At 68.8% G+C, this 22,346-nt stretch carries 17 protein-coding genes, 1 tRNA gene and 1 riboswitch; of the genes, 11 read left to right on the plus strand and 7 right to left on the minus strand.

Annotation, left to right across the window (positions count from 1 at the left end; all coding sequences use genetic code 11):
- Window positions 1–73 precede the first annotated feature (73 nt).
- Together AC1DEL_RS01775 and AC1DEL_RS01780 are read right to left on the minus strand one after the other, a co-directional pair.
- On the minus strand, window positions 74–946 hold the full coding sequence (locus AC1DEL_RS01775) for a MipA/OmpV family protein (protein WP_477125053.1): 873 nt from the start codon (window positions 944–946) through the stop codon (window positions 74–76).
- A gap of 162 nt (window positions 947–1,108) precedes the next feature.
- Window positions 1,109–1,570, minus strand: a complete 462-nt coding sequence (locus AC1DEL_RS01780; RefSeq protein WP_477125145.1) for an ion channel — start codon at window positions 1,568–1,570, stop codon at window positions 1,109–1,111.
- Between the two features lie 131 nt (window positions 1,571–1,701).
- Here AC1DEL_RS01780 and AC1DEL_RS01785 point away from each other — a divergent pair, with 131 nt between their 5' ends.
- Complete coding sequence (locus AC1DEL_RS01785) at window positions 1,702–6,060, plus strand: response regulator (protein WP_477125052.1); 4,359 nt, start codon at window positions 1,702–1,704, stop codon at window positions 6,058–6,060.
- 251 nt (window positions 6,061–6,311) lie between these two features.
- Here the strand turns inward: AC1DEL_RS01785 and AC1DEL_RS01790 are convergent, their stop codons facing one another.
- Window positions 6,312–6,782 (minus strand): copper resistance protein CopQ, encoded by a 471-nt coding sequence (locus tag AC1DEL_RS01790; RefSeq protein WP_441591309.1) that lies wholly within the window; start codon window positions 6,780–6,782, stop codon window positions 6,312–6,314.
- A gap of 416 nt (window positions 6,783–7,198) precedes the next feature.
- Window positions 7,199–7,915, minus strand: a complete 717-nt coding sequence (locus AC1DEL_RS01795) for a CerR family C-terminal domain-containing protein (RefSeq protein ID WP_477125051.1) — start codon at window positions 7,913–7,915, stop codon at window positions 7,199–7,201.
- A 113-nt stretch (window positions 7,916–8,028) separates the two neighbouring features.
- On the opposite strand from AC1DEL_RS01795, the gene AC1DEL_RS01800 reads away from it, so the two are divergent.
- The 5 genes from AC1DEL_RS01800 (at window position 8,029) to AC1DEL_RS01820 (ending at window position 15,000) form a co-directional block, all read left to right on the plus strand.
- Window positions 8,029–9,186: an HlyD family secretion protein gene (locus AC1DEL_RS01800; RefSeq protein WP_092293662.1), complete on the plus strand. Its 1,158-nt coding sequence runs from the start codon at window positions 8,029–8,031 to the stop codon at window positions 9,184–9,186.
- The gene (locus AC1DEL_RS01805) at window positions 9,179–10,786 is read left to right on the plus strand and encodes an MDR family MFS transporter (protein ID WP_477125050.1); all 1,608 of its coding nucleotides are present in this window, start codon (window positions 9,179–9,181) and stop codon (window positions 10,784–10,786) included. The genes AC1DEL_RS01800 and AC1DEL_RS01805 overlap by 8 nt, the downstream gene beginning before the upstream one ends.
- A 25-nt stretch (window positions 10,787–10,811) precedes the next feature.
- Window positions 10,812–12,260: an efflux transporter outer membrane subunit gene (locus AC1DEL_RS01810; RefSeq protein WP_441644934.1), complete on the plus strand. Its 1,449-nt coding sequence runs from the start codon at window positions 10,812–10,814 to the stop codon at window positions 12,258–12,260.
- A gap of 181 nt (window positions 12,261–12,441) precedes the next feature.
- A complete protein-coding gene (locus AC1DEL_RS01815; protein ID WP_092293656.1) occupies window positions 12,442–13,272 on the plus strand; it encodes a mechanosensitive ion channel domain-containing protein in 831 nt (276 codons plus the stop codon).
- A gap of 99 nt (window positions 13,273–13,371) precedes the next feature.
- Window positions 13,372–15,000, plus strand: a complete 1,629-nt coding sequence (locus AC1DEL_RS01820; RefSeq protein ID WP_477125144.1) for a phospholipase D family protein — start codon at window positions 13,372–13,374, stop codon at window positions 14,998–15,000.
- Here the strand turns inward: AC1DEL_RS01820 and AC1DEL_RS01825 are convergent.
- Complete coding sequence (locus tag AC1DEL_RS01825) at window positions 14,995–15,405, minus strand: hypothetical protein (RefSeq protein ID WP_477125049.1); 411 nt, start codon at window positions 15,403–15,405, stop codon at window positions 14,995–14,997. The two genes, AC1DEL_RS01820 and AC1DEL_RS01825, sit on opposite strands and share 6 nt — an antisense overlap.
- Before the next feature lie 187 nt (window positions 15,406–15,592).
- On the opposite strand from AC1DEL_RS01825, the gene AC1DEL_RS01830 reads away from it, so the two are divergent.
- On the plus strand, window positions 15,593–15,883 hold the full coding sequence (locus AC1DEL_RS01830; RefSeq protein WP_477125048.1) for a DUF2917 domain-containing protein: 291 nt from the start codon (window positions 15,593–15,595) through the stop codon (window positions 15,881–15,883).
- On the opposite strand, the gene AC1DEL_RS01835 is transcribed toward AC1DEL_RS01830, so the two are convergent.
- Window positions 15,842–16,792: a LysR substrate-binding domain-containing protein gene (locus AC1DEL_RS01835; protein ID WP_477125047.1), complete on the minus strand. Its 951-nt coding sequence runs from the start codon at window positions 16,790–16,792 to the stop codon at window positions 15,842–15,844. The two genes, AC1DEL_RS01830 and AC1DEL_RS01835, sit on opposite strands and share 42 nt — an antisense overlap.
- Window positions 16,793–16,951: 159 nt before the next feature.
- Here AC1DEL_RS01835 and AC1DEL_RS01840 point away from each other — a divergent pair, with 159 nt between their 5' ends.
- From AC1DEL_RS01840 to AC1DEL_RS01855, 4 genes are all read left to right on the plus strand, one after another.
- Complete coding sequence (locus tag AC1DEL_RS01840; RefSeq protein WP_092293650.1) at window positions 16,952–18,223, plus strand: MFS transporter; 1,272 nt, start codon at window positions 16,952–16,954, stop codon at window positions 18,221–18,223.
- 46 nt (window positions 18,224–18,269) lie between these two features.
- A complete protein-coding gene (locus tag AC1DEL_RS01845) occupies window positions 18,270–18,803 on the plus strand; it encodes a hypothetical protein (RefSeq protein WP_441644937.1) in 534 nt (177 codons plus the stop codon).
- Between the two features lie 96 nt (window positions 18,804–18,899).
- A complete protein-coding gene (locus AC1DEL_RS01850) occupies window positions 18,900–20,492 on the plus strand; it encodes a histidine kinase N-terminal 7TM domain-containing protein (protein WP_477105138.1) in 1,593 nt (530 codons plus the stop codon).
- 58 nt (window positions 20,493–20,550) lie between these two features.
- Window positions 20,551–20,637: transfer RNA gene (locus AC1DEL_RS01855), tRNA-Leu, on the plus strand.
- Window positions 20,638–20,739: 102 nt separating this feature from the next.
- Here AC1DEL_RS01855 and AC1DEL_RS01860 read toward each other — a convergent pair.
- Window positions 20,740–22,041 (minus strand): D-amino acid dehydrogenase, encoded by a 1,302-nt coding sequence (locus AC1DEL_RS01860; protein ID WP_477125046.1) that lies wholly within the window; start codon window positions 22,039–22,041, stop codon window positions 20,740–20,742.
- A 163-nt stretch (window positions 22,042–22,204) separates the two neighbouring features.
- Window positions 22,205–22,303, minus strand: a riboswitch (glycine riboswitch).
- Window positions 22,304–22,346 lie beyond the last annotated feature (43 nt).

The following is a 22,346-nucleotide window of genomic DNA, read 5'->3' on the forward strand; positions in this document are numbered from 1 at the left end:
AGCAAACCGAGGGTGTTCCTCCCCTCTCCCCCCGGGAGAGGGGCCGGGGGAGAGGGCAGGCGCCTCCCCTCGCTCAGAACTGATAAACCACCGAAATATCCCCGGTCAGGTTGGTCGTGCGCTGCACGATCGGGCTGTTCTTCGCATCGCCGACCAGCGCCGATACCCCGAAGTCCGCCGTGGCGAACCAGTGCTTGTTGATGAACCAGATGGCCGAGACGCCGCCGCCATAGGACTTGATCCCGCCGCTGGCACGGTATTCCGGGTGGCCGGAGCGTGCCGCCTGCTCGGGCGTCACGCCGAACCAGCGGCCCATGTAGGCCGAATCGGCCACGGTCATGGTCGGGCCGGCGAACCAGAAGAATTTCTCGGAGCTGCCCGGCAGCGGCATATAGGCGCCCAGGTCGCCAATCCAGCCGTTGGCGCCGCCGAACTGGCGCCGCGCGTTGGCCCGGATCACCAGCGGGAACGACTTCGACACCACGTAGTCGACAAACATCTTGGTCTCCGCCGCCATGCCGATATTGCCCATGCCGGCCAGGTTGTCGTGGTCCTTCTTCTCGCGGCGGCCCAGGTCGTAGGTCAGGGCGATGCCCGCGCGCCAGTGGTCATTGGAGACGATGTTCCAGCCCAGCCCTTCGCCGGTGGAGGCGAAAAACTTGTCGGCGTAGCGGATGTCGATGGTCGGCCCGCCGAAGACGTAGTAGTCGTGCGCGCCGTCGTAGCGCGGCCGCACGGTCATGGCCGCGCCGAGCCGGAATTTCCAGCCCTCGGGCTGGCCCTGGAACATTTCCACCAGCGGCACGCCCACCGAGTACTGCCATTCGGCCAGCGGCGCGGGCGTCTGCGCCCGGGCGGCCGGCGCGTGCAGCAGGGCCAGCGCGAGCAGCAGCGCGGCGAGCCACCAGGCCAGCGGTGGTGTGTGGGCTTCCGGATGTCTGGACACGTCAGGGTCCTCCCGTTGATTGTTGTGGTTCGCATGACGGCAAATCATCTTTTCACCGGCGCGCCGCCCGCGCAACTTCCTCGAATCCCACAAGCGTGTAGGAAGGACGCCGATTTCACCGGCGGCCCCCGTTGCCTACCATCCAGTCACCGTGGCCGCATCTTAGTCGCGGTCAGCCAGTTCGTCCGTACGCCAGTCGCGCCGCATCACCAGGAACGTAAAGGAGGTGGACCAGCCGATCAGCATCAGCCCCACCAGCGGCTGCACCGACGCCAGCAGCCGCAACTGGCCCATCGGGATGACGTCGCCGATACTCTGCGTGGTGAAGGTTTCCAGCGAGAAATAGACATAGGCCGCTGCCCCATGATCGTGCAGGCCCTTGAGTTCGCCGATACCGAACACGTCCGCCCCGAGCCAGTAGCCGGTGCTGAACAGCACGGCTTCCAGCACGTGGGCCAGGATGATGAGCAGGATCATCACGCCGATGTTGACCTTGCCGCTCCAGTGGCGCGGGTGCATGGCCGAGATCAGGCGCAGGGCTTCGTAGTGCACGGCCACGCAGATGATGGTCAGCGTGGCGGTGAGCAGGATGGCGATCAGGTATGGGGAGGCCGTGGCTTCCATAGTCGGCAAGGGTGGTTTTCTGACGCAGTGTTTCCCGGCAGACTATAGAAGCGCCCGCACGCTGACAATGCACCATGCGGCGCATGCCGAGAAAGTGAAGAAAAAGATACATGCCGGAATCCGGAGGTTCCATGAAGAACACGGTGGGCAATGTGCCGCCGCTGCATGCCGAGGGCATCGCCCCTGCCTTCCTCGCGGGTGGCGGGGAGATGGGCGCACTGATCCGCGACTTCGACTGGTCGCGCACGCCGCTGGGCACGCCCGAGACGTGGCCGCAAAGCCTGAAGACGGCCATCCGCATCATGCTGACGTCCCGCCAGCCGATCTGGGTGGGCTGGGGCGCCGATCTGCGCTTCTTCTATAACGACCCGTACAAGGCGATCATCGGCGGCAAGCATCCGGCGTCGCTGGGCGAGCCGACCGAGCGCGTCTGGAGCGAGATCTGGCACGAGATCGGGCCGATGCTGACCACGGCCATGGAGGGCAGCGAGGGCAGCTTCGTCGAGCAGAAGCTGCTCATCATGGAGCGCAACGGCTACCCGGAGGAGACCTACTACACCTTCTCCTACAGCCCTGTGCCCGACGACCACGGCGGCACGGGCGGCATCATCTGCGCCAACAGCGACGACACCGAGCGCGTGGTGGCCGAGCGCCAGCTGAAGCTGCTGCGCGAACTGGCCTCGTCGGCCACCAATGCCCGTTCCTGGGACGAAGCCTGCGCGCTGAGCCTGCGCGCGCTGGGCGCCAATCCCTATGACATTCCCTTCGCGCTGCTCTATCTGGGCGAGCGCGGCGCCGGCACGGCCACGCTGTGCGGCCACCATGGCATCGAGGTGGGCCACCCGGCCGCGCCGGCCGAGATCCGCACCGGCGGCGGCCCCTGGCCGTTTGCCGAGGTGCTGGCGCAGGGCGAGGTGATGCTGGTGGAAGACCTGTCCACGCGCTTCGGGGGGGCGACGCTGCCCGGCGGCGCCTGGCAGTTCACGCCGCGCCACGCGGCCGTGGTGCCGGTCACGCCTTCGGGCGAGACCACGCGCAGCGGCGTGCTGGTGGTGGGCCTGAACCCGTGCCGGCTGTTTGGCGACCGCTACCGCGCCTTCCTCGACCTCGTGGCGGGCCAGATCGGCCAGGCCATCAGCTACGCGCACGCCTACGAGGAAGAGCGCCGCCGCGCCGAGGCGCTGGCCGAGATCGACCGCGCCAAGACCACCTTCTTCTCGAATATCAGCCATGAGTTCCGCACGCCGCTGACGCTGATGCTCGGGCCGCTCGAGGAACTGCTGAACCGTGCGGACGAGACCGCCAGCCCTGACGACGCCGATCGCCAGTTGGTGGAGATCACCCACCGCAACGGCCTGCGGCTGCTGAAACTGGTCAATGCACTGCTCGATTTCTCGCGGATCGAGGCCGGCCGGGTGCAGAAGCATCCCCAGCCCACCGACCTGCCCGCGTTCACGGCCGAACTGGCCTCGCTGTTCCGCTCGGCCATCGAGGGCGCCGGCCTGCAGCTGGTGGTGGAATGCGCGCCGCTGGGCTTCCCGGTGGCGGTGGACCGCGACATGTGGGAGACCATCGTCCTGAACCTGCTCTCCAACGCGTTCAAGTTCACCTACACCGGGGCGATTGCGGTGGCGGTGCGCGAGGCGGAGGACGGCGGCGTGGAACTGAGCATCCGCGACACCGGCATCGGCATTGCGGGCGATGAGCTGCCCCGGCTGTTCGAGCGTTTCCACCGGGTGTCCGGCGCGGTGGGCCGGTCGATCGAGGGCAGCGGCATCGGCCTGGCGCTGGTACTGGAACTGGTGCGCCTGCACGACGGCGTGATCCGCGTGGAAAGCGAGCTGGGCGAAGGCACGCGCTTCGTGGTCACCCTGCCGCGCACGGCCCGGGCGGCCGCGCCGCAGCCCGCCGCGCCCGGGGCTGCGTCAAACCTGTCGACCCACGCCAGCCAGCAGGCGCTGGCCTACGTGGAAGCCGCGCGGCGCTGGACCCCCGAGGCGGAGGTGATGCCGGCTGCGGCGCTCGCCATGCTCACCCCCCCGCAGGAAGCGGTGCCCGGCGCGGTGCGCGGACATGTGATGATCGTCGATGACAACGCCGACCTGCGCGAATACATGCGCCGCATCCTGGGCGGGGCCGGCCACACGGTGGAGGTGGCCGCCGATGGCCAGGAGGCGCTGGACATGGCCCGCACGCGCGCGCCGGATCTGATCGTCTCGGACGTGATGATGCCGCGCCTGGACGGCTTCGGCCTGGTGCAGGCCGTGCGCGCCGACGCGGCGCTGCGCGAGACCCCCGTGGTGCTGCTCTCCGCCCGCGCGGGCGAGGAAGCGCGCGTCAGCGGCCTGGCCACCGGCGCGGACGACTACCTGACCAAGCCGTTCACCTCGCGCGAGTTGCTGGCGCGTGTGGCCAGCAATCTCCAGTTGTCGCACCTGCGCCGCACCACCGAACGCCGCCTGCGCGAGGAAATCGCCATGCGCACCCGGGCGCAGGAGGCGCTGCGCGAGCTGAACGACTCGCTCGAACGCCGCGTAGCGGAGACCGTGGCAGACCGGGACCGCCTCTGGGAACTGAGCGAAGACCTGTTGATGGTGGCCAGCTTCGACGGCGTGCTGGAGCGCTTCAGCCCGTCCTGGCGGCGCACGCTCGGCTATGCGGACAGCGCGCTGCTGGGCCGCTCGTGCATGGCTTTCGTCCACCCGGACGACCTCGTGGCCGTGACCGAGCAGATGATCGCGCTGCGCCACGATGGCACGGCGGTGCGCTACGAATGCCGCATGGCGCGGGCCGATGGCGGGCTGCGCTGGGTGGCGTGGACGCTCACGGTGGACCCCGCCACGGGCCGCATCCACGGCGTGGGCCGCGACGTCACCAGCGACAAGGAAGCGGCCGAGGCGCTGCGCCATGCCGACGAGGCGCTGCGCATGGCGCAGAAGATGGAAGCCATCGGCAAGCTGACCGGCGGCGTGGCGCACGACTTCAACAACCTGCTCCAGGTGATTGGCGGCAACCTGCAACTGCTGGCGCGCGATGTGTCCGGCAACGAGCGCCCCGAGGCACGCGTGCGCAACGCGCTGGCCGGGGTGGCGCGCGGGGCCAAGCTGGCGTCCCAACTGCTGGCCTTCGGCCGGCGCCAGCCGCTGGCGCCGAAGGTGGTGAACCTGGGCCGCTTTATCCGCGGGCTGGACGACATGCTGCGGCGGGCGCTCGGCGATGGCATCGAGATCGAGACCGTGGTGGCGGGCGGCCTGTGGAATACGCTGGTGGACCCGTTCCAGGTGGAAAACGCGCTGCTGAACCTGGCGATCAACGCGCGGGACGCGATGAGCGGCCACGGCCGGCTGACCATCGAGGCCGGCAACGCGGTGCTTGACGATGACTACGCGCGCCGCAATGCCGACGTGGCGCGCGGCCAGTATGTGATGGTGGCGGTGACCGATACCGGCACGGGCATGTCGCCCGAGATCCAGGCGCAGGTGTTCGAGCCGTTCTTCACCACCAAACCCGAGGGGCAGGGCACCGGGCTGGGCCTGAGCATGGTGTACGGCTTCGTCAGGCAGTCCGGCGGGCATGTGAAGATCTACAGCGAGTCGGGGCAGGGCACCACGGTGCGGCTTTACCTGCCGCGCGTGCGCGAGGAGGAAGACCTCGAGACCGATGTCGAGGCCGGCCCGGCGGGCGGCGGCACGGAGACCGTGCTGGTGGTGGAGGATGACGAGGACGTCCGCGCGACCGTGGTGGAGATGCTGGCCAGCCTGGGCTACCGCGTGCTGAAGGCGCGCGACGCGCTGAGCGCGCTGGCCATCGTCGAAAGCGGCGTGCCGGTGGACCTGCTGTTCAGCGACGTGGTCATGCCCGGCCCGCTGCGCAGCACGGAAATGGCGCGCAAGGTGCGCGAGCGGCTGCCCGGCATCGCGGTGCTGTTCACCTCGGGCTATACGGACAACGCCATCGTCCACAGCGGGCGGCTCGACGAGGGCATCGAACTGCTCAGCAAGCCGTACACGCGCGAAGCGCTCGCGCGCAAGGTGCGCCACGTGCTGGTGAGCGGCGGGGCCGAACTGGGGCCGGCGCCGGCGGAGGCACTGGCTTCGCCGGAACTGGCGATGCCGGAGATGCCACCCGTGGTGCAACTGGCACCGCAACGCATCCTCTTCGTCGAGGACGACGCGCTGGTGCGCGCCAGCACCGCGGAGCTGATGCGGACGTTCGGACTAAGTGTGGTGGAAGCGAGCACCGATGCCGAAGCGATGGCCGTGCTGCGCGAAGGGCCGGTCGATGTGCTGCTGACCGATGTGGGCCTGTCCGGCGCCTCGGGCGTGGACCTGGCGATGGATGCCTGCCGGCTGCAACCGGCGCTGCGGGTGATCTTCGTGAGCGGCTACGACGTGGTGCTCACGCCCGTGCAGCGTGCCGCCTTGCCAAACGCGGTCACGCTGCGCAAGCCCTACGCGCTGCCGGCATTTCTCGGCGTCTTGCAGGGCTGATGCCTTTTTCCCCTCTCCCAGAGGGAGAGGGGAGCAAATCACGCTGGCGCTCAGATCAGCGTCTGCGCGACCACGGCGGCGGCGGAACCGCTCGCCACGACGACGGCCACCCAGCCGCCTACGAGTACTGCACTGTTACGGAAAGTCATGATGGACTCCAGGAATGACAACCCGGAGCCCGCCTCGGGGAGCCCCGAGGCTACTGCTCCGTTTGTCTGACGTACTTCCAATCCGCCGTCATCGGGCGGGACTCAGGCGTTGGCGCCTTCGGTGAACGGGTCGAACTTGCCTTGGCGGGCGCCATCCAGGTACGGATCAGCGGTGCGGGCCGGGCTGGCCGAGACACCGGTACGATCCAGGCCGGCTACCGTGCGGGCGCCTTCGCTGAACGTGTCGAACTTGCCTTGGCGGGCGCCGTCCAGGTACGGGTCGGCGGTGCGGGCCGGGCTGGCCGAGACACCGGTACGATCCAGGCCGGCAACGGTGCGGGCACCGTCGGTGAACGGGTCAGCCTTGCCAACGCGGGCACCATCGACATACGGGTTGCGCGGTTCGTTCACGCCGCTGGCGCGGGCGCCATCGGTGAAGGCGTTGCGGGCGTCGTTCACGCGGTAGCTGTAACCGTAGACTTCGCCGGTCTTGTTGGCGGGAGCGGCTTGCGCAGCGCCAGTGACGAAGGCGGCGGCGAGGGCGGCGGCGGTAAGGATGGTCTTGGCGTTCATGGTGTGGCTCCTTGTCTTCGTTTGGGCCGGGCGATCTCGGTTGGAGGTGGATCGCGGGGCCGTCGGTACTGCGTTGTGGCGGGGTTTTTTCTTGGTTGCTATCTACTGGTAGGTAGATATTCAGCGCTAAAAAAAAGACCGCCTTCCGGTACTGATCGACTACTTGTACTGCGTGGACGGGGACTGCATCGCGGGGCTTGTTTCTGTTTGCCGGGTGATGCAGCGCTGTCCATGGCTCGAATATTATCTACTACTAGATAGACAAGCAAGGACTTTTTGCGCCGCGCCATCGTATTTCCTTCGAAAAGTGGGCGATTTGCCCCGGCAGGCTGGATGGTGTGACGATCTAAGTCATTGATTTTTATACATAACCATAAAGGTTCCGTCCTGCCACGTCGAGGATTAGAGTAAACGCTCTAGCCTCGTAGATCCTTTGCATTGCGCTGCGCAACGAGCGCTTCGAACAACGTTTGCGTCTGCTCGCGGATCACTTCCTGCACCCGGGCGGTCTCGGCTTCACCAAAGGACTCCCAGTGCAGCGCCTTGAGCACGTGGCGGCGCATGACCTTGAAGGCCGCCACCTGGCTGTCGATGGCGATGGTGCGGATGCGCGTCGCCTCGTCCGTGGCCGGCTGACCGGTCAGGCGCCCGATCACCTGCGACGTCACCGCGAAAATGCGGCGGTTGATGCCCGCGTCGATGCGCTCGAACGCGGCCGGCGGCCCGAGCCCGGCGCGCTCGCGCGCCATGAACTGGCGCCAGTGGTCGGTGTCCGGGCATTCATGCAGGAAGGTGGTGAAGCGCAGTTGCAGGCCCAGGTAGGCATCGATCAACTCGGCGTCGGTGGCGTCCGGACGGGCCACGACGGCCTCGGCGGCGATCACCACATCGGCCAGCAGGCCCCAGGCGCGGTCCACGAAGTAGTCGATGCACGCCAGGTACACGCCTTCCTTATTGTCGAAGTAGTACTGGAGCGCGGGCGCGTTGACCCCGGCCTCGCGGGCGATGTCGCGCGTGGAGGCCCCGTCGAAACCGTGCGCGCCAAAGAGCCGCAGCGCGGCGTCGATGATCCGCGCGCGCGTTTCCTCGCCGCGCTGGTAGCCGCCTTCGGTTGCGGGCTTGTGTCGGGCCATGTTGCGTTTTCCTCAGTCCGTGGGCAGGCAGAAATATATCAGTTGACACATTTATTCCAAGTGGAATAATTGCGCGATCGCCCTCAATAGTGCTGTCGAAGCCCCGCGCCCCCATGTCCGCCCCCCAATCTTCTGCCGCCGCCCATCCGGCTGCCGGCCTCCCTGCATCCACTGGATCTTCCACGCGCAAGCCGCGTGCCGTCTCCCGCCGCCGCACCGTGCTGCTCGCCCTGGGCGCGCTCGCGCTGCTGGCCGCCGTGGTGTTCGGTGTGCGCTGGTGGCTGGTAGGCCGCTTTATCGAAAGCACCGACGATGCCTACCTCCAGGCGGACAGCGTGACGGTGGCGCCGAAGGTGAGCGGCTACGTGGCCGAAGTCTTCGTGCGCGACAACCAGCAGGTCATCGCCGGCCAGGCGCTGGTGCGGCTGGACAATCGCCAGTACCAGGCTGCCTTCGATGAGGCGCAGGCCACCGTGGCCTCGCGCCAGGCGGACGTGGCGCGGGCCGAGGCCGACCTCGCCCAGCAGAAGGCCCGCATCGCCCAGGCCGGCGCCGAGGTGGAAGGCGCGCGCGCCAACGCCCGCTACGCCGCCTCGCAGGTGGAGCGCTACGCGCCGCTGGTGAAGTCCGGTGCCGAGACCGAGGAACGCACCGCCGAACTGCGCAACGCCCAGACCCGCGCCGGTACCACGCTGGCTGCCAACGAGGCCGCGCTGCGCGTGGAGCAGAGCCAGGTGGTGACGCTGCAGGCGCGGCTCCAGCAGGCGCAGGCGCAACTGGAGGTGGGACAGGCCAGCGCGCGGCAGGCCCGGCTCGACCTGGACGACACCGTGGTTCGCGCCACCAACGCCGGCCGCGTGGCCGACAAGGGCGTGCGCGTGGGCCAGTTCGCCCAGCCCGGCACGCGCCTGCTGACCGTGGTGCCGGTGCAGGACCTCTACCTGACCGCCAATTTCAAGGAAACGCAGGTCGGGCGCATGCGTCCCGGCCAGCGCGTGACGCTGCACGTGGATGCACTGCCCGGTGAAGACCTCCACGGCGTGGTGGACAGCCTCTCGCCCGGCACCGGCTCGCAGTTCGCGCTGCTGCCGGCGCAGAACGCCACCGGCAACTTCACCAAGATCGTCCAGCGCGTGCCGGTGCGGATTCATGTCGATGTGACGCCGGAGGCGCGCGCGGTGCTGATGCCGGGCCTCTCCGTGGTGGTGGATGTCGATACGCGCGACATGCATCCGGTGCAAGCCCGCGCCGGCGAGGCCCGCCATGGCTGAAGCGGCGCTCCCCGCCGGGGCTGCCCCCGCCACGCCACCGAACGACAAGCCCGCCAACGCCACCGCCGCCGACTGGATCGCCGTGGCCGCCGGCTCGCTCGGCGCGCTGCTGGCCACGCTCGACATCTCCATCACCAACTCGGCGCTGCCACAGATCCAGGGCCAGATCGGCGCGGCCGGCACCGAGGGCACGTGGGTCTCCACCGGCTACCTGATGGCCGAGATCGTCATCATCCCGCTCACCGCGTGGCTGACGCGGGTGTTCGGGCTGCGCCGCTTCCTGATGTGGAACGCGCTGCTGTTCACGGCGTTCTCGATGATGTGCGGCATGTCCCATTCGCTGCCGGAGATGGTCATCGGCCGGATCGGCCAGGGCTTTGCCGGCGGGGCGATGATCCCCACCGCGCAGACCATCGTCCGCACCCGGCTGCCGCGCCACCAGATGCCGATCGGCATGTCGATGTTCGGCCTGATCGTGCTGCTCGGGCCGCTGCTGGGCCCCGTGGTGGGCGGCTGGCTGGCCGAGAACGTGAACTGGCGCTGGTGTTTCTTCCTGAACCTGCCGGTGACCGCCGTGCTGGTGCCGCTGCTGTACTTCGGGCTCAAGCAGGAACGCGCGGACCTGTCGGCGTTCATCAAGGCGGACTGGCTCGGCATTATCGGGCTGGCCATCGGCCTCAGTTCGCTGACCGTGGTGCTTGAGGAGGGCCAGCGCGAGCAGTGGTTCGAGTCGGCGACTATCGTCTACCTCTCCGCGCTGTCGGCCATCGGGCTGGGGATGATGTTCGTCGCCCAGTTCACGGCCAAGACGCCCATCGTGCGGCTGCGCCTGCTGCTGAACAAGAATTACGCGAGCGTGATTCTGATCGTCTCGGTGGTCGGGGCGGGGCTGTACGGCGTGTCCTACCTGCTGCCGCAGTTCCTGGCGACGATTGCCGGCTACAACGCCGAGCAGGCCGGCGGGATCATGCTGCTGTCCGGGCTGCCGGCGTTCCTGATGATGCCGGTGCTGCCGCGCCTGCTCGGCAAGGTGGACAGCCGCTGGCTGGTCATCACCGGGCTGGTGTGCTTCTTCGGCAGCTGCATGCTCGACATCAGCCTGACGACGGACAGCGTGGGGCATGACTTCACGCTGTCGCAGATCCTGCGCGGCTTCGGGCAGATTTTGGCGATGATGCCGCTGAATCAGGCGTCGATGGCGGCCGTGGCCACCCATGAGGCTGGCGATGCCGCCGGGCTCTACAACATGGCCCGCAACCTGGGCGGCTCGATCGGGCTGGCGCTGCTCGGCACGCTGATCGACCGCCGCAACGCCTACCACGACGCGGTGATCCGCGAATCGGTCACGGCCAATAGTTCGATCGGGCAGGAGCATATGTCCGCCAGCATCGCCAGCTTCGTGGCGCAGGGCGGCGACTACGCCCACGCCAGCCTGCAGGCCGTGGCGCAGTTGTCCGGCGAGATCGCCCGGCAGGCTGCGGTGATGACGTTCTCGGAAACCTTCTACGCCCTCGGGCTGGCGCTGCTGTGCTGCGTGCCGCTGGCGCTGCTGCTGAAGGCGCCTCGTCCGGGCGCAGCCCCGGTCGAAGCCGGTCACTAAATCGATAAATAAAGCGGTACCTAATATGTACGCACCCCTTCGCGCCGCCCGGCCGGCGCTGATTCTCCTTGTTGCCGCCCTGGCCGCCGCCGGCTGCACCGTGGGCCCCGACTACCGCACCGCCCCGGAAGTGGCCGGCAATGCGGTGGCGGCCGGCACCTTCCCGCACGCACCGAAACTGGCCGAGGCTCGCCAGCCTGACGTGGCCGACTGGTGGCGCGCGCTGGGCGACCCGCTGCTGGCCAACCTGATCGAAACCGCGCTGCGTGACAGCCCGGACATCCGCGCCTCGCGCGCCCGCGTGCGGCAAGCCCGCGCCGGGCTGGCCGGCAATCGCGCCAACCTGATGCCGAAGGTGAACGCCAGCGCCGCCATGCTGCGCACGCGCGAGCCGGACCTCGCCTCGTTCGGCGGGGAAGGTGGGGGTGGCGGCGGCCGGGGGCCGCTGTCGCTCTATATTGCCGGGTTCGATGCCAGTTGGGAACTCGACCTGTTCGGCGGCACGCGCCGCGCCATCGAAGCGGCATCCGCCGAGGCCGAGGCCGCCGATGCCGATCTGGCCGACGCCCACGTGCAACTGGCCGCCGAAGTGGCGCAGGCCTACGTCACGCTGCGCGAGCAGCAGGCCAGCCTGGCCCATCTGCGCGCGTCGGAGACGCTGGAAGCCGACATGCTCGACCTGACCCGCCAGCGCCGCGCGCGCGGCGTGGCCTCCGAACTGGAAGTGGAACGGCTGCTGACGCAACTGGAGAACACGCGCGCCCGCATCGCGCCGGTGGAAGCGGGTTTGATCGAATCGTTCGATCAACTTGCACTGCTGACCGGCCGCCCGCCCGGCACGCTCGACACCGCGCTGGGTCCCTCGCGCGACCTGCCGGTGCTGCCGGAGACCGTGGCCGTGGGCGATCCCGCCACGCTGCTCAAGGCCCGGCCGGACATCCGCGTGGCCGAACGCCGGCTGGCCTCGCGCACGGCGCAGATCGGCGAGCGCAAGGCGGACTGGTTCCCGAAGGTATCGCTGCTGGGCTCGCTCGGCTTCAGTGCGATGGACCCCGGCCACCTCGTCCGCAAGGAGAACGGCACGTGGCTGACGCTGCCGCGCCTGCAATGGAACATCCTCGATTTTGGCCGGGTGGCGGCGAGTGTCGATAACGCCGAGGCCGGCCGGGACGAGGCCGAGGCCAGCTACGAAAGCGTGGTGCTCAAGGCGCTGCGCGACGCCGACGTGGCGCTCTCCCGCTACGGGCACCAGCGCGACAACGTGGTGGTGCTGCGCCGCGTGGAGGCGTCCGCCGAGCGCGCCTCCACGCTCCAGCAGCAGCGCTACCGGGCGGGCACCGCCAGCATGCTCGAATGGCTGGACGTGGAGCGCACCCGCGTGGTGGCCCAGCAGGACCGGATTTCGGGCGATGCCAACCTGCTCAAGGACTACGTCTCGCTGCAGAAGGCGCTCGGACTGGGCTGGCGCACCTAAGAAAACGCCTACACGCAAACCAGACGCCGACCCCTGTCGGCGCCATCGCGCGCCCGGCACAGTGGCGTGTGGATAGAATCCGGGTGGGCGGCATCGGCATCGGATTAGCTGGCGCCGCCCCCGCGCCGCGGTTTGCAACAATGTGTTACAGACCCCATCGGCGCGTGCCCCGGACGCCCCCATGCACTTCAACGCCAACGACAGTCTCCTGATCAACGTGGTTGCCAGCATGGTGGTGGTCCTGGCCGGCACGCTGGTGGTCAAGCTGATCAACCGCTTCTTCTCGGGGCGGCTGCAGGCGGACAACCGGGGCGCCTATCGCGCCTGGACCGTGGCGTCGCGCAACGTGGTGGCGGCGGTGATGTTCCTGCTGTTGCTCGGCATCTGGGTGTCGGAGCTGAAGAGCGTGGCCATTTCGCTGGCGGCGTTCGCGGCGGCCCTGATCCTGGTCGGCAAGGAACTGGTGATGTGTTTCCTGGGCGCGTTCATGCGAATGATCACGCGCCCCTACCAGCTGGGCGATCTGGTCGAGATCGGGCCGTTCGGCGGGGAGGTCATCGACATGGATGTCATGTCGACCACGCTGGTGGAGGTGGCGCCCACGCGCCAGTACACGGGTTTCACGGTGCAGGTGCCGAACAGCCTGCTGATGACCACGGCCGTGCGCAACCATTCGCAGGCCGGCAAGTACACGCTGGACATGGTGCGCATTCCGCTGGCGGTGGGCATGGACCCGGACGTGGTGGAGGCGCAGCTGCTGGCCGTGGCGCGCCAGGCGTGCGAGCCGTTCATGGAAGAGGCCGGCCGCACGCTGCGCCGCTACGGCGACATGCGCTTCGTGGACCTGTCGCAGTTCGAGCCGCGCGTGCTGTTCGATCCCGTGGACGCGGAGCGGGTGGACGCCATCGTACGGTTCCCGGTGCCCGTGAGCGCGCGCCTGCCGGTGGCCCAGCAGATCGTGCGCGGCTACTACCGCGCGTGCACCCTCCCGCAGGCGGAGGCGGCGGTATAAGGTGGAAGGAAGATGAAAAGGGATCGGACGCAGAGCCGATCCCGCAATGCAGCAAGATGGCCTGACGGGGATCTTCTAGGAGAGCGGACCATGGCGCCGATGCTGAGGCTCTGGATGGACGGGGTGGGCGGGCCGGACTGGACCGGCTGGCGGCGCGGCCGCTCGCTGGCGGCGCTGCTGCTGGCCTCGTTCTGCCTGGCCGTGCTGGCCGGCTGCGCCAGCCTGCCTGCCAATGCCGGCCGCACCCCCAGCTACGCGGCCAAGGACACCAGCGGCACGCTGCTGGCCCGCACCCTGGCGCCCCGGCTGGCGCAGAACCCCGGAAAGTCGGTCTTCTACCCGCTCGGCGCCGGGCCGGACGCGCTGGCCGCCCGCATGGCGCTGGCGCGAGCCGCCCAGAAGACGCTGGACATCCAGTACTACATCTTCGACATCGACCAAACCGGCAGCGTGCTGATGGGCGACCTGATCGACGCGGCCGACCGGGGCGTGCGCGTGCGCATCCTGATGGATGACATCCACACCGAGAAGCAGGACAAGACCTGGGCGGCGGTCGATTCCCATCCCAATATCGAAGTGCGCATCTTCAACCCGTTCGCCAGCCGCCGCGCGCGCTGGTTCGAACTGGCGTTTGATTTCGGCCGGCTTAACCGCCGCATGCACAACAAGCAGATGACGGTGGATAACCTCGTCACCATCGTCGGCGGGCGCAATATCGGCGACGCCTATTTCTCGGCCAAGCCGGACATGGATTTCAGCGATCTGGACGTGATGGTGGCCGGCCCCGCCGTGCCGGCCGCGAGCGCCGTGTTCGACGAATACTGGAACAGCGAGAGCGCCTACCCGGTGGCCACGCTGGTGCCCGAGGGCAAGGAGGCGCCGGACGAGTTGCGGGCCTTCCGCAAGGCCATCGAGGCGCGCGGAGACCAGGTGCGCGCCAGCGAGTTCGTGCAGGAGCTGCTTGACTCGGGGCTGGTGCGCGGCATCGAGCTGGGCCATCTGCCCGGCTACTGGGGCGGGGCGCGCGTCATCTCGGACAAGGCCGAAAAGGTGGAGGAAGACCCCGACGACCCCACCTCCCACGCCATTCCGCAGTTGCGCGCGATGATGGAAAAGGCGGAGCGCGAGCTGGTGCTGGTGTCGCCCTATTTCGTGCCCGACGACGAGAACATGGCCTGGCTGGCCGGCATCGCCAAGCGGGGGGTGAAGATCCGCGTGCTGACCAACTCGTTCGCCGCCACGGACGTGGCCGCCGTGCACGCCGGCTACGCGCCGCGGCGCAAGGCGCTGCTGCGGGCCGGCATCGACCTCTATGAACTGAAGCCCACCGCCAACGCCGAACTGGCGCGCAGCCAGGCGCGCAAGAGCCGGATGTTCGCCTCCAGCCGCGCCAGCCTGCACGCCAAGACCTATGTGGTGGACCGGCGGCTGCTGTTCATCGGCTCCCTGAACCTGGATCCGCGCTCGATCAAGCTCAATACGGAGATGGGCGTGGTGCTGGACAGCCCCGCGCTGGCCGAACGGCTGGTCAAGAGCATGGATGACGGGCTGCTCGACATCGCCTACAAGGTGGAACTGCGCAAGAGCGAGGGCGGCGGGGAGTCCATGACCTGGACCACGCGCGAGAAGGGGCAGCTCTCCACCGTGGACAGCGAGCCCGGCATGAGCGTGTGGCAGCACATGGGCATCGGCATCCTGCGCGTGCTGCCGGTGGAGGATCAGCTATAGGGCTAGGGTGGGATCGGCGCCGGGCGGGTCGGCGGACTGGAGCAGGTGCTCCTGCAGCCGCGACAGTTCCGGGGCGATGCCGCCCGGAAAGCCTTGCCGGCCCCCGCGCTTGTCGATCAGCAGGTCGGCCAGGAAGAGCGTGACCGGGGTGGGGTAGCCCTGCTGGCCAGCCAGCGCGGCAAGCTGGTTGGCGATGCGCGGATAGGTGTGGAACAGCTCGAAGGGGCGCACCTCGCGCGGTAGCTGCGCGAGCCACTTCAGCGCGGCGGGCGTCAGCGCCTGCGTGGCCGGGTCCGGCGGCTGGCGGGCGTCGCGCCAGTCCACGGTGCCGGTAGTCGGCACCTCGCCGTCGAGAATCTTCCTGGCTTCCTCGACGGTGACAAATTCGAACGAAATCGGGTCCATGGCAATCGGTGGCAAGACGGCGCGGAATGCGCGCCGACACCGCATTCTATCGGCATCTCCAGCCGGAAGTTGACAGCCGGTGCGCGAAAGTCAGCGTAAAAGTCGGCGCGAAAGTCATGCCAGCGCGCCGCAACCCTCATGGCACCGGCCCGGCCGGTCGGCGACGATAAAAGCGTTGCCGGAGCCCATGATGACCTACACCCTGATGATCGAGAATGAYTGCCTGCCCATGGCCTTGCGCGCCGGGGCCGAACTGGCCTGCGCCGGGGGCACGCTGTGGCTGACGCTGGAAGGCGCCCGGCCGCGGCGCTCGCCGGATATCGTGCTGACGGCTGGCCAGCGGCACCGCGTGACCGAGGACGCCACCTATTTCCTGACCGCGCTGGGCCATGGCGCCGTGACCGTGTGCCGGGTGACTGCCCCGCCGATGCAGCCGTTACGGCCCCGGTGGCGCTGGCACAGCCTGCCGCTGCGCTGAGGCGGGCGCCACCCGGGCCGCCTCGGCGCGAATCCAGGCGGCCACGCGCGCCACGTCTTCGCGTGGGTGGTCGGTGGCGTGGATCAGCCAGAAGGCGTTGGGGCTGGCCAGCGCGGCGCCGGGCATATCGACGACCGCCAGTTGCCCGCCCGCGATCAGCGGCTGGATCAGTTCCAGCCGCCCGAGAGCCACGCCCTGGCCGGCCAGCGCCGCGTGAATCATCTGGTCATATTGGTTGAATCGCAGGATGCCGCGCCGGCTGGCCTGCCGGTAGCCGTGCGCGCCGAGCCAGCTGCGCCAGTGCAGCCACGGGCGCGGGTCATCGAATTCCAGCAGGGGCAACTGGGCGAGGTCTTCCACGGCGGTCAGCCGGTGCGCGCCGAGCGAGGGATGGGCGACCGGGGCGATGGTCTCGTCGAACAGGCGGATCGCGTCCGCCGGGGCGTCGGCCTCGCGGCAATAGCGGATGGCGAGGTCGATGCCGTCCGCGCGCAGGTCGCTGATCTGGTTGCTGGCGGAGAGCCGCACGTCCAACTGCGGATGGGCGCGCTGCAGGCTGCCCAGGCGCGGCAGCAGCCACAGCCCCGCCACGCCGATGCTGGCCGTCACGGTCACCGGCTGGCGGCCATCGCGCTTGCGCAGTTCGCCGGCCACGTCCTGGAGTTGCTGCACGGCACCATCGGCGCTGCGGAACAGCCGCTCGCCTTCGAGCGTGAAGGCCACGCCGCGATGCTGGCGCACGAACAGCCGAACCTGGAGGTGGTCTTCCAGCGCGCGGATCTGCCGGCTGACGGCGGACTGCGTCAGGCACAGGTCGTCCGCTGCCTGGGTGATGCTCATGCGCCGGCCCACGGCCACGAAGCCCTTGAGCAGATCGAGCGGGAACAGCCGGGCGAGCGGGACGGACATGGCGGGATGGGTGGGGAAGGTGTTGGGATTAAAGCACGGCTCGGCCCCCGCTGCCATGACCACCACGCATGGCAGGAGGGCGGAAATGTCGCTTGAGCCTGCGCCCCCGATCGCCTGAAATAGAGCGATCTCCCAACCCGATCGTCCCATCCTCCCGACATGACCCAACGCCCCGCCTCCCATGCCGCCGGCGCATTGCCGACCGGTTCGCCACCCTGGTGGCGCACCGCCTGGTTCCTGCTGCTGGCCGGCGGGCTGGTGATGGGGCTGGCGCTCGGTGCGCGCCACGTGCAGGGCCTGTTCATGCTGCCGATCATCACGGACCGGGGCTGGACGCGCGAGACCTTCGCCTTCGCCATGGCCGTGCAGAACCTGACCTGGGGGCTGGCCCAGCCCTTCACGGGCATGGTGGCGGACCGCTTCGGCTCCGCCCGGGTGATGCTGGCCGGGCTGTCGCTGTACGCGGTCGGCCTGTTCCTGATGGCACAGGCGGCCACGCCGGCGGCCTTCGTCTGGTCGGCGGGGCTGTGCGTGGGCGTGGCGCTGTCCGGCACCACCTTCGGCGTGGTCTACGGCGCCTTGAGCCGGATGATCGCGCCGGCGCAGCGCAGCCGGGCGCTGGGGCTCGCCGGAGCGATGGGTGGCATCGGCCAGTTCCTGCTGGTGCCGGGCGCGCAGGTGATGATCCTCCAGGCCGGCTGGCGCGGCGCGCTGGTCATCCTGGCCGTGACCGCCGCCGCCATGCTCCCGCTGGCGCTGCCATTCCAGGATCGGACGCACCCCGCCAGCGGTGCCGGTGCCGGGGGCGCCCAGCCTCCGCTGCTCGGGGCGGTGCGCGAGGCCTTCCGCCATTCGGGCTTCTGGCTGCTCAACCTCGGCTTCCTCGCATGTGGCTTTCAGCTGGCTTTTATCGCCAATCACCTGCCGGCCTACCTGCGGGACAAGGGCATGCAGCCGTCCGAAGGCATGGCGGCGCTGGCGATCATCGCGCTGGCCAATATCGCCGGGACGTACTGGTTCGGCGTGCTGGGCGGGCGGCATTCGCGCAAGTATCTGCTGGCCGGTATCTATTTAGTACGAACGGCGGCGATGGCGCTGTTCGTGCTGCTGCCCCTCAGCGCCGCCACGCTTTACGGGTTTGCGGCGGTGATGGGCTTCCTCTGGCTCGGCACCGTGCCGCTGACCAGCGGCATCGTCTCGCAGGTCTTCGGCGTGCGCTACATCACCACGCTGTTCGGCTTCGTGTTCTTCGGCCATCAGCTTGGCTCGTTCCTCGGGGTCTGGCTGGGCGGGGTGGTGTTCGAGGCCACGCGCTCCTACGACCTGGTGTGGATGGGGGCGATGGCGCTCGGGGTGGTGGCCGCCGCGCTGCACTGGCCGATCGACGACCGGGAGATCGTCCGCGCGGGCTGGCCGCAGCCGCAACGCTGAGTTCGGCCGGCTGGGCTATGCTTGGCATGGACTCTGGAGACATGCCATGCCCAACCCGATTTCCGGGCGCGCCGTCCGCGTCGCCCTCCTTGCCGCCCTGGCCGCCGTGGTCCTCGGCGGCTGCGCCACGCTCCAGCCGGTGCAGACCGCCCAGTCGATGCTCGGCAGCCCGCAAAGCTCGGTACGCGAGACATTCGGCAACCCGACCGAGACCTACCAACTGGCCGACGGCACCCAGCGCTGGATCTATTCCAAGCAGCCCTACGGCTTCGAGGTCTACGCGGCCGACTTCGACGCCGCCGGCAAGCTGGCCGGCTTCCGCCAGACCCTGACCGAGAAGGAGATCTACGAGGCGCGCCCCGGGATCTGGACCAAGCGCGACATCGCCGAGCGCTTCGGCCTCCCGCGCGAGCCGGTGCAGTACTTCGCCCTGATGAAGCGCGAGGCATGGAGCTATCGGATGTACATGGCCGGCAACCTGCCGGCGCACTTCAGCGTCTATTTCGATGACGCCGGCGTGCTGGACCGCACCATGATCATCATGGACTCGCGCGGCGGGGACCGCAGCCGCTCCAAGTAAGTGAGGGCGATGGGGTGGCGCCCCGGCTAGCCCCTATAATGGGGCGCCTCCGCCATGTCGGGCGCGGCGGCTATTATCAGGTTCCCCGCCGTTCTCATGCCCTCGTACCCTCTTGTCCTTTGCCTGACCATAGCCGTGGTGTGCAGCGTGGGCATGGTTATCGCCACCTGGCCGCGCCGCGACGATCCCACGATCAAGGCTTTCCTCGTGCTGGCCGGCGGCGTGGCCATCTGGAGCGGCGGCCGGCTGCTCGAAGTCAGCTCGACCGATCTGGACGGGCGCATCTTCTGGGCCAAGGCCCAGTACGCGGGCATCGTGATGGTGCCCATCGGCTGGCTGGTGGCGATGATCCACCTGAGCCGGCCGCGCTACGTGGTGCCGTGGTCGCGCCTGTGGCTGCCGGTGCTGGCCGCCGTGGCGTCGGTGGTGCTGGTGCTGACCAACGAGCGGCATCACCTGATCTGGACGCGCATCGACATGATGCCGGCCGGCGTCTCGCCGGGCGCGATCTTCCACCATGGCCCCGGCTACGTGGTGGTGGCGGCGTGGACCTACTTCATGCTGCTGCTAAGCCTGGTTTTCCTGCTCACGGCCGAGGTGCCCAATGCGGCGCTGACCCGGCGGGGCCGGGCCATCGTGGCCAGCAGCCTCACCTTGCCGCTGCTCACCCACATGGCCTACCTGCAGCGCTGGACCAGCCCGCTCGGCGGCGACCTGACCCCGGCCACGTTTTCCCTGATGACGGTGGTGGTCTGGATCTGTGCGCTGCGTACCCATCTGGACGACATCGGCCACTACGCGCGGCTGCGCGTGTTCGACACGATTGGCGACGGCTGCGTGATCGTCGACGCGAAGGGGCGGCTCGTCGAGTTCAACCCGGCCGCCCTGCGGCTGGTGCCCGACCTGCGCCGGGGGCAGCCGATGCCGGCCGTATGGGACGAGGCGCTGCGCCAGCCGCGCGAGGCGGGGGCCGACGTCGGCGCCATCCCCTACATTCCCCAGGGCGCGCACTACGAGGTGACGGCGGAGCCGGTGATGCGGCTGGACGGCAAGCGCATCGGCACGCTGGTCTTCATGCGCGACATCAGCCGCTACCAGTCGCGCGAACTGGCGCTGACGGCCCAGCTCGGCCAGACCGAGGCGAAGCTCTCGCGCGTGGAGGCGGACCTCGACATCGACGCGCTGACCGGCATCCCCAACCGGCGTTTCTTCCAGCGCGAGTCGCTGCTGGCCGTGACCCGGGCCTACGAGGCGGGCGAGCCGATCGGGCTGCTGATTCTCGATGTGGACCTCTTCAAGCAATACAACGACCTGTACGGCCACCCCTGCGGCGACGATTGCCTGCGCCGGGTGGCGACCGCGCTGACCAGCGTGCTGGTGGGCGAGCAGTTCTGCGCGCGGCTGGGCGGCGAGGAATTCGCGGTGGTGCTGCCGGACGCCTCGCAGGACGAGACGCGCAACGTGGCGCGCCGCATGGTGGCGGCGGTGCGCGACCTGGAGATCCCGCACAACGGCACGCCAGTGCAGCCCTTCGTCACGATTAGCGTGGGCGCGGCCTGTACGGTGCCGGACGCGCCACGGCTGGAGCCGCTGTTGCACCGCGCGGACAGCGCGATGTACCAGGCCAAGCGCGCCGGGCGCAATCGCTTCGTCCAGGACGGGAAGATCTACATGGGCCTGCAGGCATAGTGGCACGCGCAGGGGCTTGCAAAATCCGCAAGCTCCTGTAGAATGCGCCGCTCACCTTGCCCAGGTGGCGGAATTGGTAGACGCACTAGGTTCAGGTCCTAGCGGTGGCAACACTGTGGAGGTTCGAGTCCTCTCCTGGGCACCAAGATTGAAGAAAAAGGCCCCGCGCAAGCGGGGCCTTTTTCGTTGGCGCGATGGTTGTCGCCCCTCTCCCTCAGGGAGAGGGGCGGGGGAGAGGGCTGGCGGTTCAGGCAGCGATATCGCGTCCGGTCACGCCGGCCCTCTCCCCCAACCCCTCTCCCGCAAGCGGGAGAGGGGAGAAAGCACGCGGTACCGCCGCCAGCCGGATGACATCGCCCACCATCTCGGCCGTCATCGCCGACAACGTCCACCCCAGATGCCCGTGCCCCGTGTTGTAGAACACGTTGGCCTGCCGGCCGCGCCCCACGCGCGGCATCATGTTCGGCATCATCGGCCGCAGCCCTGCCCACGGCACCACGCTGCGCGTGCTCACGCCGGGGAAGCAGGTGTTGACCCAGTCGATCAGCGGCCGGATGCGGTCCGCGCGGATGTCGCGGTCGATGCCGTTGAACTCGGCCGTGCCGGCCACGCGGAAACGGTCCACGCCGAGCCGGCTGGTCACGAGCTTGGTCTCGTCGTCGAGCAGGCTGACCGTGGGCGCCGCAGCCTGACTGGCGGCGTCGGGCAAGTTCACCGTGATCGAATAGCCCTTCACCGGGTAGATGTTCACGCGGTCGCCCAGTTGCGTGGCGAACTGCCGGCTGGCCACGCCGGCGCAGATCACTACGGCGTCGAAGGTTGTCGAACTTGTCTGATTACCGTCGCGGACGGCGATGGTGGCCGTGCGGCCGTCCGAGTTGACCGACTGCACGTCCTGGCTGTAGCGCGTGACCACGCCCAGCCGCTGGGCCGCCGCGGCCAGGCCGGAGGTGAACTTGTGGATGTCGCCGGTGGCGTCGCTCTCGGTGTAGTAACCGCCGTAGTACTGGCCGGCCAGCGTCGGCTCGATCGCACGCATTTCCTCGGGCGTGACCGCGCGGCGCGGCAGGCCGCCTTCGGCCAACAGCCTGGAGACCTCGCCGGCATGGTCGAAGCCGGCCTTGTCCCGGTAGATATGGAGGATGCCCTGCCGCTTGAGGTCGAAGTCGATGCCTTCCGCCTCGGCCCAGCCGAACAGGTGCGCGCGGGCGGCGATGGCCAGGCGGGCGGTCTCGATCGTGTTGGCCCGGTAGTGCGGCATGGCGGCGATGAACGCGGCGAACCAGCTCAGCTTGTGCCAGGTGGGGCGGGGGTTCACGAGCAGCGGCGCGTCGTTGCGGAGCATCCACTTGATGCCCTTGACCAGCGTGGAGCGGTGGGTCCAGACCTCGGCGTTCGACGCGGAGAGCTGGCCGCCATTGGCGAACGAGGTTTCCATGGCGGCGTAGCGATGGCGCTCGAGCAGTGTGACCGCGAAACCACGTTTGGCGAGGGCGTAAGCGGTCGTCACGCCGGTGATGCCACCGCCGATGACAGCGATTGTCTTCATGTTGTCAGGTCTTCCAGGACGTCGTGGATGGGGGGTACGTGGCGCACCATGCGCGACGCACGCCCCCTCTGTCCTTGACCTGAGAGATTCACGATGCGCGCGGGCGCATCGCTTGCTCCTTCGGTACCGTCGGCTGACGCGAGCCGGGGTTCTTCAGAGTGCAATGGCGTTACCGGTCCTTTGGCCTGAGAGTTTCCGGGGCGGTTGCTCCTTCGGCGCCGGCCTGCCGGGCGGCAGGCACAGTCTCTCCCGATAACGCGGGTAAAACGGGTATGGCGGGTGATGCGGTATGACGGGGCTACTAT

The organism is Cupriavidus sp. 10L43_2, from assembly GCF_056395265.1.

Bases quoted from the DNA above. Each gene is read 5' to 3' on its own strand.
- AC1DEL_RS01780 (WP_477125145.1), bottom strand. From the start codon at position 1,570: ATGGAAGCCACGGCCTCCCCATACCTGATCGCCATCCTGCTCACCGCC.
- AC1DEL_RS01785 (WP_477125052.1), top strand. From the start codon at position 1,702: ATGAAGAACACGGTGGGCAATGTGCCGCCGCTGCATGCCGAGGGCATC.
- AC1DEL_RS01790 (WP_441591309.1), bottom strand. From the start codon at position 6,782: ATGAACGCCAAGACCATCCTTACCGCCGCCGCCCTCGCCGCCGCCTTC.
- AC1DEL_RS01795 (WP_477125051.1), bottom strand. From the start codon at position 7,915: ATGGCCCGACACAAGCCCGCAACCGAAGGCGGCTACCAGCGCGGCGAG.
- AC1DEL_RS01800 (WP_092293662.1), top strand. From the start codon at position 8,029: ATGTCCGCCCCCCAATCTTCTGCCGCCGCCCATCCGGCTGCCGGCCTC.
- AC1DEL_RS01805 (WP_477125050.1), top strand. From the start codon at position 9,179: ATGGCTGAAGCGGCGCTCCCCGCCGGGGCTGCCCCCGCCACGCCACCG.
- AC1DEL_RS01810 (WP_441644934.1), top strand. From the start codon at position 10,812: ATGTACGCACCCCTTCGCGCCGCCCGGCCGGCGCTGATTCTCCTTGTT.
- AC1DEL_RS01815 (WP_092293656.1), top strand. From the start codon at position 12,442: ATGCACTTCAACGCCAACGACAGTCTCCTGATCAACGTGGTTGCCAGC.
- AC1DEL_RS01820 (WP_477125144.1), top strand. From the start codon at position 13,372: ATGCTGAGGCTCTGGATGGACGGGGTGGGCGGGCCGGACTGGACCGGC.
- AC1DEL_RS01825 (WP_477125049.1), bottom strand. From the start codon at position 15,405: ATGGACCCGATTTCGTTCGAATTTGTCACCGTCGAGGAAGCCAGGAAG.
- AC1DEL_RS01835 (WP_477125047.1), bottom strand. From the start codon at position 16,792: ATGTCCGTCCCGCTCGCCCGGCTGTTCCCGCTCGATCTGCTCAAGGGC.
- AC1DEL_RS01840 (WP_092293650.1), top strand. From the start codon at position 16,952: ATGACCCAACGCCCCGCCTCCCATGCCGCCGGCGCATTGCCGACCGGT.
- AC1DEL_RS01845 (WP_441644937.1), top strand. From the start codon at position 18,270: ATGCCCAACCCGATTTCCGGGCGCGCCGTCCGCGTCGCCCTCCTTGCC.
- AC1DEL_RS01850 (WP_477105138.1), top strand. From the start codon at position 18,900: ATGCCCTCGTACCCTCTTGTCCTTTGCCTGACCATAGCCGTGGTGTGC.
- AC1DEL_RS01860 (WP_477125046.1), bottom strand. From the start codon at position 22,041: ATGAAGACAATCGCTGTCATCGGCGGTGGCATCACCGGCGTGACGACC.